The sequence below is a fragment of the Rhodococcus sp. T9N genome (genome assembly GCF_024436645.1).
Taxonomy (GTDB): domain Bacteria; phylum Actinomycetota; class Actinomycetes; order Mycobacteriales; family Mycobacteriaceae; genus Rhodococcus_F; species Rhodococcus_F qingshengii.
In genome coordinates, this window is sequence record NZ_JAMSKS010000016.1 from 128,602 (window position 1) to 147,164 (window position 18,563).

Here is an 18,563-nt window from a genome sequence, read left to right on the forward strand (position 1 = left end):
TGTGTCTGAACTATCGGGTGGCAGATTTCAGGGCAGCGTCTTTCAGTGCTACGTCGAAGCTCGTCGACGTAGCTTGCGAACCGAGAATCAAGGCAAGGCGCACCAACATGGCTTCGCGGTCGGACGGATCAGCCTGATCGAGTGCGTTCGACAGTGTCAACCAGACGTGCTCGCGATGGCCTTCGTCGTCGACCACCGCAGTTGTCGCCGACTGTGCCGTATCGAAGTGCGTCGGCGCAGTGCCGGCGGTGAGGTGTTTGGCCACGCCGTTCAATTGCGTGGGATCGCTGATGCGGCACAGCGCCAGTCCGTCGGGCCGAATCACGAAGATCTCGCCGACACGTGCGCCGAGGGCAGATGCGAGATTGCCTTCGGCATCGGGAACCGTGGAGTCGGTAGTTCCCACGGTGATCACGCGTACGGTTTCCGGTGCAAGGGCCTGAGCAAGGATTTCGGCTTGCGTGTCGAGTTCGGATACCAGCTCAGCTGACAGTCCGAAAGCCAGCAGGCCGAATCCAGTACCGCGCAGACTGTTCAAGGAGGTAGATGAACCGTCCGCCGAGACCTGGACGACCCTGTCTTCCAACGGATCGCCGGGTAGTACGCCCTCGGCGCCCGCAGCTGTCGGCCACGTCAGCGGGGAGAGCCGGGCGTGCGTCGCACTCGACTGGCGCGGGTTGATGAGGTGCGCGAATTCGCTTCGCTTGGTGGCGAGTTCGAGTACGGCATCGCGGGTGGTCCGGTAGCCGTGACTTCCCGGCGACATGATGAGCGTCGACTTGCCTGCGTTGTCGACGTTCTGCTGCCACGCGCTGCGACGTTCCTTCGAATACGCGTCGAGGATGGTGGAATCGGCAGCTCCGTTGATGACGGCGGCTAGTTGCCACACCAAGGTCTCGGCGTCTTCCATGCCCGAGTTCAGGCCGCGAACACCGAAGATCGGAACGAGATGCGCGGCGTCGCCGGCAAAAAGCACACGGCCGTGAGTGAAATCTTCCAGAGCGAGTGCGTGGGCGCGGTAGAAGCCGAACCATTCCAGGGTCCAGGGGATGTCGCTCTGGAGCCATTCGAGGTGACGCGTGATGCGGTCACGGATGCGATCTTCTTGCGTCTCCGCTTCCGGATCGTCCGAGGCGTCGAGCTGGTAGTCGATGCGCCAGATGTCCCGTGGTTGGCGATGCATGATGATCGTGGACCCCGGGTTGCTGGGTGCGTCGAACCACACCAGACGCTCGGCCGGGAGTTCCGATTCCCAATGAATGTCGGCAATGACGTAGTTGCCCTCGTAGCTGTTGCCCTGCAAGCGGATTCCGCTGAGTTCGCGCATCTTGCTGCGTCCACCATCGGCGGCAACGACCCACGCCGCGCGCAGTTCGCGGGTTCCGAACGCGGTGTCGACGGTCAGAGTCACCTCGTTGTCACCGACGGAGATGCCGGCGATCGACGACGACCAGTGGAAGTTCACCAGTGGGTGAGCGAGCAGCTTGTCGGTCATGATCTGCTCGAACTCGGATTGCGAGACGTTGACCATGGGTCCACGCGCGTCGTGCTCGGCGGATGCCATGCGGAACTGCAGTACTTCCTGATCGCGGTAGTAACTCCGACCACCCACCCACGGCAGAACGAGGTCTTCGAGCTCGGCACCGAAGCCGAGGCGTTCGGCAACTTCGAGGCTGTGGCGTGACACGCAGATCGCGCGACTGCCGAACGAGACCTGATCGGCCGCTTCGAGAATCGTGACGGCAATGCCGCGCTGCGCCAAGCCCATGGCTACGCCCATGCCGACGGGGCCGGCTCCGACGATCACGACGGGAAGTGCGTCGGCCGAAGGCGCCAGGGAGGCGAAGTCCTCGGGTGCGTACTTCTTCGGATGAAAGTAGGTCGACATGGTCACGAGGCTTTCTGTGCGGCAGTGTTTTTCGGGATCAATTGAGGTTCCGGGAGCAGCAGGATGGAAACCAGGCTGATCACGGCAATGATCACGAAGTAGGCGGTGATGGCGAACGAGGTGTCGAAGGCGGCGTAGAGCGCGGTGGCGATCATCGGGGCCAGACCGCCGCCGAGGATTGCGCCGATCTGGTAGCCGAGTGACGCTCCGCTGTAGCGGATGTGTGCGGGAAACAATTCGGCGAACAGTGCCGCTTGTGGGCCGGCGCAGCAGCCGAGCGTGAAGCCGAGGGCGATCATCGATACGAGCATCACCGGAACGATCGCTGTGTCGATCAGCGGAAAGAACACCGCTGCCGCCACTACCAGGGTGATCGAACTGCGGATGTAGACGGTCCGGCGTCCGAGAGTGTCCGACTTGTGAGCGCTGAAAGCCATTCCCGCCATCCAGAACGGGCAGGATGCGATGAGAAGAAAGAGCATCGTGGTCTTGCTGAAGCCGAGTTCGGTCTCGCCGTACTTGAGAACGTAAACCATGTACGCGTACGCGATTCCGTTGGTGGCGATGAAGGTTCCACCGGCGAGGAGCACAGTCTTCCAGTGTCTGGTGAGAACCTCGAGAATCGGCATGGACTCCGCCGGTGCCTCGGACTTCGACGCGGTGAACTCGTCACTTTCCTCGAGGCCGAGACGGATCCACATCGCAACGCCCACCAGAACTGCGCTGAGCAGGAACGGGATTCGCCATCCCCAGGAGTTGAATGCATCGTCGTCCATGAAGGCGGCGAGGGGGAGATAGACGAGATTGGCCACCAGTACGCCTGCGGGAACACCGATTTGTGGTGCGCTGCCGTACAGCCCCTTCCTGCCCTCGGGTGCGTTTTCGGTGGCGACCAGAACTGCGCCGCCCCACTCGCCGCCGACACCGAGTCCCTGAACGAATCGCAAGGTCACCAGGAGTATGGGGGCAAAGACGCCGATAGCGGCGTAGTTGGGTAGCAGCCCGATGGCAACGGTGGCGCAGCCCATCAGCATCAACGAGGTGACCAACATGGATTTGCGTCCGATGCGGTCGCCGAAGTGGCCCATCACGATTCCGCCGATGGGACGCGCGACGAATCCGACGGCGAGGGTGGCGAAGGCGGCGAGGGTGCCGGCCAGATCGGACGTGCCGGGGAAGAACTGCTTGCCGAGTACGAGCGCGGCGGCGGTGCCGTAGATGAAGAAGTCGTACCACTCGATGGCGGTGCCGACAAAGCTGCCGAGGGCGGCCTTACGCGCCTTGACCGTCGCGGCGGCGCGCGTTGCGGTCGGTGAGGCGATGGAGGTCATGAAGTGCCTTTCGAGATGAATGTGGCTTGAAGAAACAATGACGTGCGCCACAACAATTGAAAAGCGAAAGAATTGGAGGTTCTTGCACGGAAAATGCGTGGAACCAGCTCCGCTGCCTGGTAGCGGGACTATTGGGCAGGTTCTGAGGGTGAAACGAATTCTATGAAAGCGCGTGCGACGCGGCTGAGGCGAGTGTTCTGGTGCCAAGCGAGAACTACGTGCACCGACGGCACGGCGGGGGAAGCGATGGTCTTGACGACCACCTCGAGCCCCTCGTACGTGACGTCGATCTTGGGCCGCTGGAGTAGCAGCGTCCAGCCGAGGCCACGGCCGACAAATGCCCTCGCCGTCTCGAAGTTCGCAGTTCTGTAGGCAACCTTCGGGGCGAATCCGCCTGCGCGACAGACGTCGAGCGCGTGTTTGGTGCTCGGCGGCGCGTCGAGGAGAACCATCGGGTGTTCCGCCAGGTCCGGAAGATGGATCGGTCGCTCGGACCGCGCGAGTGGGTGTTCTGCACCCAGGACGATCAAGGGTTCGCGGACGGCCAACGGAACTGTGCGCAATTGTGGAGACAGGTCCAGGTCGTAAGCGATCGCGAGGTCCAACTCGCCGTTCTCGAGATGTGTCTGGAGCCGATTCTGAGTGTCCTCGCGGAACTCCACCTGCGCGTCAGGATTCTCACGGGTGAACCCGGCGATCATCGACGGCAACACCGTCGGCCCCAGAGCGGGATAACAGCCGATCGCGATGGGCCCCGACACGCTTCCGCCGGTTCCGAGCGCATCGGATTCGAGTTCCCCGGCTTGCTGAAGTAGCGCCCGGGCGCGCACCAGAACCGCTTCACCGGTGCGGGTCAGTTGAATGCCGAATGAGCGACGGCGAACGCACAGTTGAACTTTGAGCGCGCGTTCGAGTTCGGTGAGCGCCGCGGACAGGGTGGAAGGAGAGAGGTGCAGGCGCTCGGCCGCGGCACTGATCGTTCCGGTCTCGGCTACCGCGACAAACGCGGCCAGCTGACGCATCGTGTACGTGGGAGCAGGATCGATGCGAGGCATGAGATCGACAGTAGTCGGGTAGATTGCCCTGAATATTTTGGTGTGGCACCGTGAAGAGGTCGACGATCAATCGCTGACCTGCGTCTTCGTGGTGCCCCCGGCAGGATTCGAACCTGCGACCTTTCGCTCCGGAGGCGAACGCTCTATCCCCTGAGCTACGGGGGCGCACCGAATACTCGGTGTGCCGATTGGGCTGCGTTAGCGTAGCGCATCACGGGGGGACAAGACCAAACCGGCACCCGTCTCGGCATGGCGTCCTCGCGTGAGGTAGTCGAGGATGCGGCCGGGGACCATGGTCGTCGAATCATCTGTACCGACTGACTCGGATGCTTTTTACGCCTAGGCTCGGCTCTGAGCACAGGCTCGGGCGGACTGCTCGGGCACCCTCGTGAGGTACGGGAGTCGTTGATGACCGATCACCACTATTCCGAAGACCAGCTCGCGCTCGACCTGAAGTGGTGGGCAGCGGCCAACTACCTGACCGTCGCGCAGATCTATCTGAAGGACAACACGCTTCTGCGGGAACCGTTGCGTGCCGAGCACATCAAGCCCCGACTGCTCGGGCACTGGGGGACCAGCCCCGGCTTGTCGATGATCTACACGCTCCTCAATCGGCACATCGTCGCCACCGGCGCAGACTGGCTTTACGTGACCGGTCCCGGGCACGGCGGTCCGGCGCTGGTCGCGTCGACGTATCTCGAGGGAACGTACTCGGAGATCTATCCGGAAGTCTCGGACGACGCCGAGGGCATCCACCGGATGTGTCGGCGATTCTCCGCTCCCGGCGGAGTGCCCAGCCATGTGAGTGTGCAGACACCCGGAAGCATCCACGAAGGCGGCGAACTCGGCTACGCCCTTGCCCATGCGGCCGGCGCTGCCTTCGATCATCCGAACCTCGTGGTGGCCTGTGTGATCGGCGACGGCGAAGCGGAGACCGGGCCGTTGTCCGGTTCGTGGAAGCTCCCGGCGTTCCTGAATCCACGACGCGACGGCGCGGTGTTGCCGATCCTGCACGTGAACGGTGCCAAGATCGCCGGGCCGACGGTCTACGGACGCAGCAGCGACGAAGACATCCAGGCCTATCTTGGTGGACAGGGGTGGGCGCCGATCGTCGTCTCCGGTGACGACCCCGACGCGGTGTTTCCTCAGCTGTATCAAGCGATCTCGCAGGCGCACGAGAAGATCCGCGAGATGCAGGGTGCCGCACGCCGCGGAGAGGAGTGGACGGGTTCGTGGCCGGCAATCGTGTTGCGGACGCCAAAAGGATGGACCGGTCCACACACCGTCGACGGAATTTTGGTCGAGGGCACACATCGTGCGCACCAGGTGCCGTTGTCCGGCGTGCGAACCAACGAATCGCATCTGCGGCAACTCGAAGAGTGGATGCGGTCGTACCGTCCGGACGAGTTGTTCGACGCCAACGGATCACTGGCCGCGGAACTGGCGGCGCTCTCGCCGACGGGGGACAAGCGCATGGGGAGCACTCCCTACGCGAACGGTGGACGACTTCGCGTCGATCTCCCGATGCCGCCGCTCGAAAAGTACGCGCTTCCCATCCAATCGCCGGGTTCGACCTTCCACGAGACGACGCGAGTGCTCGGCGAGCTTCTGCGCGACATCTACGCCGCCACGGAAACCGAGGACAGCGGCGGGATCTTCCGACTCTTCTGTCCGGACGAGACGGCTAGCAATCGCCTCGGCGCCGTATTCGAGACAACCGATCGCTGCTGGCAACTGCCGATCACCGACTACGACGACGGGCTGTCCGCGGACGGTCGTGTCATGGAGGTCCTCAGCGAGCACCTCTGCGAGGGTTGGCTCGAGGGCTATCTGCTGTCGGGCCGACACGGGATGTTCGCGAGCTACGAAGCATTTGCCATGGTAAGTGTCTCGATGCTCATCCAGCACGCCAAGTGGCTCCAACATGCCGTCGACCTGCCGTGGCGGGCGTCCGTCGCTTCGCTCAACGTGCTGTTGACCAGTACGTGCTGGCGCAACGATCACAACGGATTCAGTCATCAGGGCCCCGGCATGATCGACGCCGTTATTCCCTTGGCACCCAGTGTGATCCGCGTGTGGCTGCCGCCGGATTCCAACACCTTGCTCTCGATCTCGGACCACTGCCTGCGTAGTACCGACCACGTCAACCTGATAGTCGTGGACAAGCAACCGCACCTGCAGTACCTCACGCTCGAGCAAGCGCACGAGCACTGCGCGGCGGGCGCTTCGGTCTGGGAATGGGCCGGAACCGAGGCTCGCGGACAGGAACCGGACGTGGTCCTGGCCGCCGCGGGAGATGTGCCGACGCAGGAGATCCTGGCTGCTGCACAGTTGCTGCGCGATCACACACCCGAACTGATCACCCGCGTCGTCAACGTCGTCGATCTGATGGCCTTGCTGACGCCAACCGAGCATCCCCACGGATTCGGGGAGCGGGTCTTCCTCGATCTGTTCTCCGCGCAGACCGACGTCGTGTTCGCATTCCACGGATACTCGCGTGCCGTGCACGAACTGATTCACGGGCGTCCGAGTCCCGAGCGCTTCCACGTTCGCGGATTCAGTGAACAGGGAACAACCACAACACCGTTCGACATGGTTGTCCTCAACAAGATGAGCCGCTACCACCTGGTGATCGAGGCGTTACGACGCTCCAAGCGTCGGCCGGCCGGGGCGTCCGAGTTGGCGGAGTTCTGCCGCACACAACTCGAAAAGCACTCGCGTTACATCGTCGAGCACCTCGAAGACATGCCGGAAGTAGAAAACTGGACCTGGTCCTGAAATTCAGGACCAGGCCCAGTTGGGTCTGAACAATTTCGGCTCAGTTCAGTTCTGCTCAGTTCATGGGCAGTGGCACTGCGCCGCGAGCTGCCAACATGTCGGTCATCAGCTTGGACTCGCTCTGCTGCGTGTTGACCATCGTCTGCGCCAGGCTGCGCACCGGCCCCTCGGTGGCGTCGGCTGCTGCGTACTCCATCATCGGAAGCCCACCTTCGTGGTGACGAAGCATCAGCTGCAGGAACAAGGTGTCGAGTTGCAGACCTTCCGCTGCGCGGAGAGCCGCAAGGTCCTCGGGGGACGCCATGCCGGGCATCGTGTCGACCGGCCCGGAATGACTCATGTCCATCGTGGCCGAAGTCCCGTGCGATCCATGGCCGGAGCCCGAATCGGACGACATCCACTCCATGTACGGGCCCACCTTGGACAGCGGCTGATCCCACATGGTCAGCCACGCCTGCATCTGACCGAGCTGGTTCTGCTGCGTGGTCAAGATGTCGAACGCGAGCGTGCGTACGTCGTTGTCGGTGGACTTCGTCAGGGCGATGGCCGCCATGTCGACGGCCTGGCTGTGATGCACGCTCATGTCCTGCGCGAAGCCCACGTCCACCGAATCCGAAGCCGGAACGGTCAGTGACGACTTCGCATCGGGTCCGAGGAGGTTGGTCAGTGCGCCGAGCGCAAAACCGACGGCGATCGCGCCGATCAGACCGATGATCAGCAGTGCGGTGCGCTGACTCGGCTTCGAAGACTGATCGGTGTTCGTCGAACTATCCACCGGCGGGAATCTGTTCGTCGGTGGCCGGGGTAGCGCCCGTGCCGTCCATCTGGATGGCGTCGGCGCCCGGAGGTGTCGGATCGAACGGCGACGTCGACGGAGTGAACAGCGGGTTGGTGCAGCTCGCGCCGACCTCGGGGTAGACGTTCGGGTTCTGGTTCAGCGCAGTGATGAACTGATCGATGCGATCGTCGTCGGCCTTGTCGATCTCGAGGCGATGGCCCCACGACTGCAGAGAAATGGGGCTGCTCTGACCGGGGTACGGCGACATCAGCATGTAGGACTTGCCGTTCACGCGTCCGGCGAGACTGTCGATCTGGTCCTGGTCGACGAGATCGGGGTTGTACGTGATCCAGATGGCGCCGTGCTCGAGCGAGTGGACGGCGTTCTCGGTGCGAATCGGGTCGGCGTACACGGTTCCGGTGCAGTTAGCCCAGGTGGCGTCGTGCGGGCCACCGAACGGCGGGGTCTGGTCGTACGCCACGCGCTGAGTGGAATCGACGTGCTGGCCGGCCGGGTACTCGATCTTGAGGACGCCGTCGATCTTGTCGGACGGATCCTTGTTCTCGGAGCTGTACTTGTACGGCTCGAGGGCCTGCCGCTCCTCGACCTTGGGCCACAGATTGATACCGAGCACGGCGATGAGTGCGAGCACAGCCACACCGGCGCCGATCGACAGCCAGGGGATCTGGCGGGGAGCGGGGACGCCGCCCTTGCCCTTCTTGGCCGGCCGACTGTTCTTGTTGGCGGCCTTGATGGCCTTGGCTGATTTGGCCCCGGAGTTCTTGTTGGGACCGCGACTATCGGAACCGCTTGGCATCGATTGGGCTCTTTCGGTGTGTGGGCTTGAGGTGTGGCGCGCCCGCGCATGAAGGTACGCGGTGGTAGCTCGGGCATTACCACTGTACTTTCCGAGTCTGAGGGCAAACTTTGAGAGTGGCGTGCGACACGCCACAGCGGCCCCGCGCACGTTCACGGAGAGCGAGGCGTGAGGCGAGTCTCCACTTCCGGTGTGCAGGCAATAGGATGAATACCTGTGACTCCAGCTGACCTTGCCGAACTGCTCCGCGGAACCGCAGCGAGCGTCCTTGCCGATCGTGGCCTCGACGTATCCGTGCTACCCGAAACCCTCACCGTCGAGCGACCACGCAACCCCGAGCACGGCGATTACGCCACCAACATTGCCATGCAGGTAGCCAAGAAGGTCGGCACGAATCCCCGCGAGCTGGCGGGCTGGATCGCCGAAGCCCTCACCGCTGCCGACGGAATCGAATCCGCCGAGATCGCCGGGCCCGGCTTCCTCAACATTCGGTTGGACAAGGACGCCCAGGGCGGGATCGTCGTGTCGGTTCTCGAAGCCGGTGCGTCGTACGGCTCGGGTGACTCCCTCGCCGGCAAGAAGATCAACCTCGAATTCGTCTCCGCCAACCCCACCGGACCGATTCACCTCGGTGGAACCCGTTGGGCCGCAGTCGGAGACGCGCTCGGACGCATTCTGTCCGCGCAGGGTGGTTTGGTAACACGTGAGTACTACTTCAACGATCACGGTGCCCAGATCGACCGCTTCTCGCGTTCGCTGATCGCTGCAGCGAAGGGTGAACCTGCTCCCGAAGACGGTTACGCCGGTGCATACATCGCCGACATCGCCGCCTCGGTTCTGAAGCAGCGTCCCGACGTCATGGATCTGCCTGCCGACGAGCAGCAGGAAACCTTCCGCGCCATCGGCGTCGAATTGATGTTCACGCACATCAAGCAGACCCTGCACGACTTCGGCGTCGACTTCGACGTCTACTTCCACGAGAACTCGCTCTTCGAATCCGGTGCGGTCGAGAAGGCCGTCGAATCCCTCAAGGGTTCGGGCAACCTCTTCCACGAAGACGGTGCGTGGTGGCTCAAGAGCACCGACTACGGCGACGACAAGGACCGCGTCGTCATCAAGAGCGATGGCAACGCCGCCTACATCGCCGGTGACATCGCCTACTTCCAGAACAAGCGCGCCCGTGGGTTCGACCTCTGTATCTACATGCTCGGCGCCGACCATCACGGTTACATCGGCCGTCTCAAGGCTGCCGCTGCCGCATTCGGCGACGATCCGGACACCGTCGAGGTGCTGATCGGCCAGATGGTCAACCTCGTCAAGGACGGCACTGCCGTCAAGATGAGCAAGCGTGCAGGCACCGTCATCACCCTCGACGACCTGGTCGAGGCAATCGGCGTCGACGCCTCGCGTTACGTCATGATCCGCTCGTCGGTCGACTCGAGCATCGACATCGACCTCGACCTGTGGACCAAGACCAGCAGCGAGAACCCCGTCTACTACGTGCAGTACGCGCACGCACGCCTCTCGGCGATCGCCCGCAACGCCGCAGACCTCGGTCTGTCCGCCGACGCGAGCAACCTCGCCCTGCTCACCGTCGAGCAGGAGGGTGACCTCATCCGCACGATCGGCGAGTATCCACGCGTCGTGTCGAGCGCTGCGAATCTGCGTGAGCCGCACCGTATTGCCCGCTACCTCGAAGAACTCGCGGGTGCGTACCACCGCTTCTACGGCGCGTGCCGCATCCTTCCGCAAGGCGACGAAGACGCCACCGACGTGCACCGCGCGCGTCTGGCTCTCTGCGCCGCCACCCGACAGGTCCTGGCCAACGGTCTCGAACTGCTCGGCGTCACCGCACCGGAGCAAATGTGAACGCGCACCCCGCCGGCCCCAAGCACGCCGAGCAGTTGCAGGCCCCCGGCTTGCCCGACCGTCCGACCAGCCCCGAAGCCTTCGGCGAACTCTCACCGCAGGTGTGGCCGCGCAACGCTTCTCGTGGCGACGACGGTGAAGTGACCCTCGCGGGTGTCAAGGTCGGTGAACTTGCCGAGAAGTACGGCACCCCGCTGTTCGTCATCGACGAGGACGACTTCCGCTCGCGCTGCCGTGACATGGCCCGCGCCTTCGGCCCGGATGCCAAGGTGCACTACGCATCCAAGGCATTCCTCTGTGGCGAGATCGCACGCTGGGTCGCCGACGAAGGCCTCTCGCTCGACGTCTGCTCCGGCGGCGAACTGGCGATCGCGTTGCACGCGGACTTCCCGGCCGAGCGAATTGCCATGCACGGCAACAACAAGTCAGTCGCCGAACTGGCCGCTGGTGTCGCCGCGGGCGTCGGACACGTCGTGCTCGACTCGTCGATCGAGATCGACCGACTCGATCGTGTCGCCGGTGAGGCCGGTGTCGTTCAGGACGTGTTGATCCGACTGACCGTCGGCGTCGAAGCGCATACTCACGAATTCATCTCCACCGCACACGAGGACCAGAAGTTCGGTTTCTCGCTGGCCGGGGGAGCGGCGATCGACGCGGTCCGTCGCGTCTTCGCTGCCGACAACTTGCGCCTGGTCGGCCTGCACAGCCACATCGGTTCGCAGATCTTCGACGTCGACGGTTTCGAGGTGGCAGCGCACCGCGTGATCGGTTTGCTCCGCGACGTCGTCACCGAGTTCGGAGTCGAGAAGACCAAGCAGATTTCGATCATCGACCTCGGCGGCGGCATGGGGATCTCGTACATCCCCTCCGACGACCCGCCGCCCGTCGACGAACTGGCAGCAAAGCTCGGCCACATCGTGCGCAACGAGTCCGCACTGGCCGGATTGCCGGAGCCGACGCTTGCCGTCGAACCCGGCCGCGCCATCGCCGGACCTGGCACGGTGACGCTCTACGAGGTCGGCACCATCAAGGACGTCACGGTGGGTAGCTCGCTGACACGCCGCTACATCAGCGTCGACGGCGGGATGAGCGACAACATCCGCACGTCCCTCTACGGTGCGGAGTACGAAGCCAAGTTGGTTTCGCGAACTTCCGAGGCTGATCCCGTCGTTGCACGTATCGTCGGTAAGCACTGCGAGTCCGGTGACGTGGTCATTCGGGACACCTGGATGCCCGAGGACGTCGGGCCCGGTGATTTACTAGCGGTAGCAGCGACCGGTGCATACTGCTATTCGATGTCGAGCAGGTACAACCTGCTCACCCGCCCAGCCGTGGTGGCGGTGCGTGACGGAGTCTCACGCGTGATTCTGCGGAGGGAAACAGTGGAAGATCTGCTCAGCTTGGAGGTATCGCAGTGACGAGCGAATCGGCGCATCGCGCTATCGGTGTGGCCGTTCTCGGCCTCGGCAACGTCGGGAGCGAGGTCGTCCGGATCATTCGTGAGCAGGCCGAGGAACTCGAAGCTCGCGTCGGCGCCCCGTTGGAACTGCGGGGGGTTGCCGTCCGCCGTATCGGCTCGGACCGCGGAATTCCCGAGGAACTGCAGACGACGGACGCCGAGTCCCTGGTCGGTCGTGACGACGTCGACATCGTGGTCGAGGTGATCGGCGGAATCGAGCTCCCTCGCAAGCTGATTCTCTCTTCCCTCAACTCCGGTAAGTCGGTCGTAACCGCCAACAAGGCGCTGCTCGCGGACCACACCGGTGAATTGGCGGAGGCTGCAGAGGCCAACTCTGTCGACCTGTACTTCGAGGCCGCTGTTGCCGGCGCGATCCCCGTGATCCGCCCGCTCACACAGTCGTTGGCCGGAGACCGTGTCAACAAGGTCGCCGGAATCGTGAACGGCACCACCAATTTCATCCTTTCGGCGATGGACGAGACCGGCGCCGACTACGAAGAGACCTTGGCCGAAGCCGGACGCCTCGGATACGCGGAAGCCGACCCGACCGCGGACGTCGAAGGCTACGACGCCGCGGCGAAGGCAGCGATCCTCGCGTCGATCGCGTTCCACACCCGCGTCACTGCCGCGGACGTGTACCGCGAAGGAATCTCCACGATCACCTCCGCCGACCTGGCTTCGGCGAAGGCACTCGACTGCACGATCAAGTTGCTCTCGATCTGCGAGCGCATCGTCACGCCCAAGGGCAAGGAGCGGATTTCCGCTCGCGTGTACCCGGCGCTGGTTCCGCTCAGCCATCCGCTGGCCTCGGTCAACGGCGCGTTCAACGCCGTTGTCGTGGAAGCAGAGAACGCCGGCCGGCTCATGTTCTACGGCCAGGGCGCAGGCGGCGCCCCCACCGCTTCCGCGGTGATGGGTGACCTGGTGATGGCTGCGCGCAACAAGGTTCACGGCGGCCGCGGCCCCCGCGAGTCCAAGTACGCCAAGCTCAAGGTCGCCCCGATGGGCGACATCCTCACGCGCTACTACGTGAACATGGAGGTCGCGGACAAGGAAGGTGTGCTTTCCGCAGTCGCCGCCGAGTTCGCCAAGCACGGCGTGAGCATCTCCGTCGTCCGCCAGGAGGGCGCCGGCGCCGGCGCGCGTCTGGTGGTCGTCACTCATGTAGCAACCGACGCGGCTCTCTCCGAGACCGTGGCGGCCCTCAACGAACTCGAATTCGTCACCGCTGTGACCAGCGTGCTGCGACTGGAAGGCACTGAACAATGACCGGCATCGTCAACCCCGTCCACAAGGCATGGCCGGGTCTCATCGAGGCATACCGGGACCGTCTCGCGATCGGTGACAACTGGAAGACCGTCACCCTGCGCGAAGGCGGCACCCCGCTCCTGCCGGCCGGCCACCTCTCCGAGATCACCGGCTGCGACGTCTACCTCAAGGTCGAGGGCCTCAACCCCACCGGTTCCTTCAAGGACCGCGGCATGACGATGGCCGTCACCGACGCCTTGGCCCGTGGCCAGCGCGCAGTTCTGTGCGCGTCCACCGGCAACACCTCCGCCTCGGCCGCTGCGTATGCAGCCAAGGCCGGCATGACCTGCGCCGTGCTCATCCCGCAGGGCAAGATCGCCATGGGCAAGCTTGCGCAGGCAGTCATGCACGGCGCCAAGATCATTCAGGTCCAGGGCAACTTCGACGACTGCCTCGAGCTGGCACGCAAGACCACGGCCGAATTCCCCACCATCGGTCTCGTCAACTCGGTCAACCCGGTGCGCATCGAAGGCCAGAAGACCGCGGCATTCGAGATCATGGACGTCCTCGGCAAGGCTCCCGACGTGCACGCACTCCCGGTCGGAAACGCCGGTAACATCACCGCGTACTGGCGCGGATACTCCGAGTACTACGCGGACGGTCTGACCACGGTCAAGCCCCGCATGCTCGGCGTCCAGGCAGCCGGAGCGGCTCCGCTGGTCAACGGTGCACCCGTCAAGGATCCCGAAACCATCGCCACCGCAATCCGAATCGGTTCTCCCGCTTCCTGGAACGGCGCTGTCGCCGCGAAGGAAGAGTCGAACGGTGCATTCCGTGCCGCCACCGACGAGAAGATCCTCGAGGCTTACCGTCTGATCGCCGCCACCGAGGGCGTCTTCGTCGAACCGGCGTCGGCAGCCAGCGTCGCCGGCCTGCTCGCCGCACGTGCAGAGGGCTGGCTCGAGCCGGGCCTGACCGTCGTGTGCACGGTGACCGGTAACGGTCTCAAGGATCCTGACACGGCTTTGAAGGGTATGCCGAACGTCGAGCCGATCGGTGTCGATCCCGTTGCCGTCGCGGCTGCCCTCGAGCTTGCATAGTGTCCGTGGATTCATCGACCACTCCGCGGAATCCGGTGTCTGACATGACTATAACCCTGCCTATCGGCCTTTCGGTGACTGCTCGCGTCCCGGCCTCGAGTGCGAACTTGGGGCCGGGGTTCGACACCCTCGGTCTGGCGTTGGGGTTGTACGACGAAATCGTGGTCACCACAACGGATTCAGGCCTTCAGATTCGCGTCGAAGGTGAAGGCGCTGCCGACGTGCCCTGGGGTCCTTCGCATCTCGTGGTCCGCGCCATCGAGCGTGGTCTCGAAGCGGCCGGAGTGTGGGCCAGTGGCCTGGACGTGTTGTGCCGCAACGCGATTCCGCATTCGCGCGGGTTGGGATCCTCGGCTTCCGCGGCTGTCGGCGGATTGGCAGCAGCCAACGGTCTGGCGCGCGCGCTCGATGCCGAGATCGGCTTGACGGAAGAGCAGTTGGTTCAACTCTCGTCCGAGTTCGAAGGTCACCCGGACAACGCGTCTGCCAGTGTTCTCGGTGGCGCAGTCGTCTCGTGGAGTTGCCCACCGGCCGTCGAAGGCGACGAGCCGATCTACTCCGCGGCCAAACTCGACGTCCATCCCGACATCCGTGCTGTGGCACTGGTTCCCGAGGAGCGGTCGTCCACCGCACACACTCGCGGGCTCCTGCCCGAATTGGTTCCGCACCAGGATGCCTCGTTCAACGCGAGCCGCAGCGCGCTCGCCGTCGTTGCGCTCACTGCTCGGCCCGATCTGTTGATGGCGGCCACCGAGGATCGCCTGCATCAGGCACAGCGCGCACCCGCGCTTCCGCTCACGACGCGATGGATCGGGATCCTGCGCGAGGCGGGTATTGCTGCGACCGTTTCGGGAGCCGGCCCCACCGTGTTGGCGCTCAGCACAGAACCTTTCCCCGACGAACTCGCGGAAGCGGCGCGGGCAGACGGACTACGTGTGCTCGAATTGGACATCGCCGACGGCGTCGAAGTATCCACGACGACGGTCTGATCCCTGCCTTGGTCCAGGTGATCGCCCACTACCGATCGGTAGTGAACTGACACACCCAGTCGTCCAAATTCTTGCCGGACTCAGGTTTGGGCGCTATCCTGGGCTATGTCCGTACATCGTGCGCGTCAGTCGCCGGTGCATCACCAGGGGGCAAAACTCCTTCCCAATCGGGGTCCACAGTCCTTGGCATGATTCTCGCAGGCATGATCCTCACGCTTGTACCTTCTCCGAAGGTTTGAATCCTCCGCGGATCGAACACTCAGAGGTTCCATCACTCTGGGGTTCAACACACGGGGGAGTGAATCGTCGACGAAGGCGCGTTGGGCAGGTTTGCGAGCGCATGAAAAGTTTGAGGCGAGAGTTTCCGACAATCATGTGACGGCGGACAAGCCGGCAGTTCTGGACAGCAACCACGTACGGCACCACCGAGTTCGGTATTCAATCGAACTGCGGGACGAACCCTCGACTTTGCGCAGTGCGAGTGAGGGAAGGAAAGGACCTCCGTGACCGATACGGACCTCATCGCCACTTCTGCACCCGCCGGGTCGGAATCAGGCGACAATTCTCAGGCGTCATCTTCAGCATCGAACGGTGCGGTGGCGACCTCCACGAAGCGTGCCGAAACGCGCCGTGGTGCCGGACTCTCCGGCATGGTGCTCACCGAACTCCGCACTCTTGCGGGTGAACTGGGCATCAAAGGCACTTCCGGCATGCGCAAGGGTGACCTGATCGCAGCCATCAAAGAGCGCCAGGGCGGCAGCGCAAAGGCTGCACCCGCACAGAGTGAACTCACTCTCGACGACGCACCCGTTGCGCGCACTCGTGCCAAGAGCACTCGCGCCGCACGCACCGAAACCCCCGCAGCCGAAACAGCTCCGGCAGCCGAATCGGCTCCTGCCGAGGCCGCGCCTGCGCGTACCGAATCCGCCGAGGATTCCGATCAGAGCGCACCCCGTCGCGGACGTCAGCGTCGTGGCGCCGCTCGTCGTGCAGGTTCACCCGACCAGGGCGAACTGAGCATCGAGCAGGAAGCTCCTTCGGCGAAGTCCGACGCGGACACCGCGAAGGCCGCCGATTCTTCGAAGGTCGCCGAGACCGCCAAGGCCGAGGCTTCGGCCGAGCGTCCTGCGCGCACCGAGGGCAAGTCCGACGCTGATCAGGCTCCCGCCGAGCAGGGCAACGAGCGTCCCCGCCGCGAGCGCAACCGCGACAACCAGGGCCAGCGCGACAACCAGGGCCAGCGGGACAACCAGGGCCATCGGGACAACCAGGGCCAGCGTGAGAACCAGGGCAACCGGGGCAACCAGGATCGCCAGGACCGCCAGGACCGCGGCAATCAGAACAACGCCGGTCCTCGCACGGACAACCGCAACAACGGACCGGACGACGACGAAGAGGGTGGACGCGGACGCCGCGGACGCCGTTTCCGCGAGCGCCGTGGCCGTGGTCGCGATCGCGGTGAGGGTGGCGCACCCAACGATTCACGCGAGACCGAGATTCGTGAGGACGACGTCCTGCAGCCGGTCGCCGGCATCCTCGACGTCCTCGACAATTACGCCTTCGTGCGTACGTCCGGGTACCTCGCCGGTCCCAACGACGTCTACGTCTCCATGAACCTGATCCGCAAGAACGGCCTTCGCCGTGGCGACGCCATCACCGGTGCCGTCCGCGTCTCGCGTGACGGTGAGCAGGGCAGCCAGCGTCAGAAGTTCAACCCGCTGGTCCGTATCGACACGGTCAACGGCGGCGACGTCGAGGCCGCGAAGAAGCGCCCCGAGTTCAACAAGCTCACGCCGCTGTACCCGAACCAGCGTCTGCGCCTCGAGACCGAGCAGCACATTCTCACCACGCGTGTCATCGACCTGGTGATGCCCATCGGTAAGGGCCAGCGCGCCCTCATCGTGAGCCCGCCCAAGGCCGGTAAGACCAGCGTGTTGCAGGCGATCGCGAATGCCGTCGCCACCAACAATCCTGAGTGCTACCTGATGGTCATCCTCGTGGACGAGCGTCCCGAGGAAGTGACCGACATGCAGCGCAGCGTGAAGGGTGAGGTCATTTCCTCCACCTTCGACCGCCCGCCGGGAGATCACACCGCAGTTGCCGAGCTGGCAATCGAGCGTGCGAAGCGCCTGGTCGAGATGGGTAAGGACGTCGTCGTACTGCTCGACTCCATCACGCGTCTGGGTCGTGCGTACAACAACTCCTCGCCGGCGTCGGGACGCATCCTCTCCGGTGGTGTCGACTCGACGGCGCTCTACCCGCCGAAGCGTTTCCTCGGTGCTGCCCGCAACATCGAGAACGGTGGATCGCTCACCATCATCGCTACCGCAATGGTCGAGACCGGATCCACCGGCGACACCGTGATCTTCGAAGAGTTCAAGGGCACCGGCAACGCCGAGCTCAAGCTCGATCGCAAGATCGCCGAACGCCGCGTGTTCCCGGCCGTGGACGTCAACCCGTCCAGCACGCGTAAGGACGAGTTGCTCCTGAGCCCGGACGAAGCTGCGGTGCTGCACAAGCTCCGCCGCGTCCTGTCCGGTCTGGACTCGCATCAGGCCATCGATCTGCTGATCGATCGACTGAAGAAGAGCAAGAACAACCTCGAGTTCCTGATGCAGGTCTCCAAGACCGCACCGGGTGCGATCGACGACTGATCGGCTCGACGTCAAAGGCCCACAACCAGCTGGTTGTGGGCCTTTTGCGTGGGCGGAACAAAACCGAGGGGCAGTGCGTTGACAACTTCGTACAGCCACCCCGAGGCGTGCGAGACGCGGATTATCCGGTGAGGTACCGCATCTGGCATACTGAACGGCCGAGTCCGGTTCCGGTTCACGATGTCGATTGGCGACGTCGACCCGGCGACCATTGAAAGGGACACCATGAAGGCAGGAATCCACCCAACCTACGTAGCGACCACCGTCGTCTGCGGTTGCGGTAACACGTTCGAGACCCACAGCACCAAGGAGTCCGGACGCATCAACGTCGAGGTTTGCTCGCAGTGCCACCCGTTCTACACGGGCAAGCAGAAGATTCTCGACACCGGTGGACGCGTCGCTCGCTTCGAGGCTCGCTACGGCAAGCGCGCAGACAGCAAGGTCCCGGCCACCGAGTCCTAGCTGTTCCGCCGACGCCCGATCTGCCATGCGCAGATCGGGCGTCGGCTTTTTTGTGCCTGCACTCGGTTTGCGCGTTTCCCGGGTCCCGGCGTCGAAATACCTTCAAGCGCGCACCGTAGGAATCGAAACTCAGAG

At 63.9% G+C, this 18,563-nt stretch carries 13 protein-coding genes and 1 tRNA gene; 8 read left to right on the forward strand and 6 right to left on the reverse strand.

Annotation, left to right across the window (positions count from 1 at the left end; translation table 11 throughout):
• Positions 1-10: 10 nt before the first annotated feature.
• From M1L53_RS23845 to M1L53_RS23860, 4 genes are all read right to left on the reverse strand, one after another.
• Complete coding sequence (locus M1L53_RS23845; protein WP_047270164.1) at positions 11-1,888, reverse strand: FAD-dependent monooxygenase; 1,878 nt, start codon at positions 1,886-1,888, stop codon at positions 11-13.
• 2 nt (positions 1,889-1,890) lie between these two features.
• Positions 1,891-3,219 (reverse strand): MFS transporter, encoded by a 1,329-nt coding sequence (locus tag M1L53_RS23850; RefSeq protein WP_007726181.1) that lies wholly within the window; start codon positions 3,217-3,219, stop codon positions 1,891-1,893.
• 128 nt (positions 3,220-3,347) lie between these two features.
• Positions 3,348-4,274, reverse strand: a complete 927-nt coding sequence (locus tag M1L53_RS23855; protein WP_054186747.1) for a LysR substrate-binding domain-containing protein — start codon at positions 4,272-4,274, stop codon at positions 3,348-3,350.
• A gap of 89 nt (positions 4,275-4,363) precedes the next feature.
• Positions 4,364-4,439, reverse strand: a tRNA-Arg gene (locus tag M1L53_RS23860).
• Between the two features lie 243 nt (positions 4,440-4,682).
• On the opposite strand from M1L53_RS23860, the gene M1L53_RS23865 reads away from it, so the two are divergent.
• Complete coding sequence (locus M1L53_RS23865; protein WP_007726185.1) at positions 4,683-7,052, forward strand: phosphoketolase; 2,370 nt, start codon at positions 4,683-4,685, stop codon at positions 7,050-7,052.
• A 55-nt stretch (positions 7,053-7,107) separates the two neighbouring features.
• Here M1L53_RS23865 and M1L53_RS23870 read toward each other — a convergent pair whose 3' ends face one another.
• Positions 7,108-7,827: a DUF305 domain-containing protein gene (locus M1L53_RS23870; protein ID WP_007726186.1), complete on the reverse strand. Its 720-nt coding sequence runs from the start codon at positions 7,825-7,827 to the stop codon at positions 7,108-7,110.
• Positions 7,820-8,647, reverse strand: coding sequence for a DUF3105 domain-containing protein (locus M1L53_RS23875; RefSeq protein ID WP_003941378.1), 828 nt, complete (start codon positions 8,645-8,647; stop codon positions 7,820-7,822). The genes M1L53_RS23870 and M1L53_RS23875 overlap by 8 nt, the downstream gene beginning before the upstream one ends.
• A gap of 216 nt (positions 8,648-8,863) precedes the next feature.
• On the opposite strand from M1L53_RS23875, the gene argS reads away from it, so the two are divergent.
• The 7 genes from argS (at position 8,864) to rpmE (ending at position 18,428) form a co-directional block, all read left to right on the forward strand.
• Positions 8,864-10,516, forward strand: coding sequence for an arginine--tRNA ligase (argS, locus tag M1L53_RS23880; RefSeq protein WP_007726189.1), 1,653 nt, complete (start codon positions 8,864-8,866; stop codon positions 10,514-10,516).
• Positions 10,513-11,934 carry a diaminopimelate decarboxylase gene (gene lysA, locus M1L53_RS23885; protein WP_003941384.1) on the forward strand — a complete coding sequence of 474 codons (1,422 nt, stop codon included), beginning with the start codon at positions 10,513-10,515 and terminating at the stop codon, positions 11,932-11,934. Before argS ends, lysA begins: the two co-directional genes overlap by 4 nt.
• The gene (locus M1L53_RS23890) at positions 11,931-13,244 is read left to right on the forward strand and encodes a homoserine dehydrogenase (RefSeq protein ID WP_007726192.1); all 1,314 of its coding nucleotides are present in this window, start codon (positions 11,931-11,933) and stop codon (positions 13,242-13,244) included. Before lysA ends, M1L53_RS23890 begins: the two co-directional genes overlap by 4 nt.
• Positions 13,241-14,323 (forward strand): threonine synthase, encoded by a 1,083-nt coding sequence (gene thrC / locus M1L53_RS23895; protein ID WP_003941280.1) that lies wholly within the window; start codon positions 13,241-13,243, stop codon positions 14,321-14,323. Before M1L53_RS23890 ends, thrC begins: the two co-directional genes overlap by 4 nt.
• A 44-nt stretch (positions 14,324-14,367) precedes the next feature.
• Entirely contained in the window at positions 14,368-15,312 is a 945-nt protein-coding gene (gene thrB / locus M1L53_RS23900) for a homoserine kinase (protein WP_054186746.1), read from the forward strand.
• Between the two features lie 503 nt (positions 15,313-15,815).
• A complete protein-coding gene (rho, locus tag M1L53_RS23905; protein ID WP_054186745.1) occupies positions 15,816-17,966 on the forward strand; it encodes a transcription termination factor Rho in 2,151 nt (716 codons plus the stop codon).
• Between the two features lie 225 nt (positions 17,967-18,191).
• On the forward strand, positions 18,192-18,428 hold the full coding sequence (gene rpmE / locus M1L53_RS23910) for a 50S ribosomal protein L31 (RefSeq protein WP_003941310.1): 237 nt from the start codon (positions 18,192-18,194) through the stop codon (positions 18,426-18,428).
• The last annotated feature ends 135 nt before the right edge of the window (positions 18,429-18,563 follow it).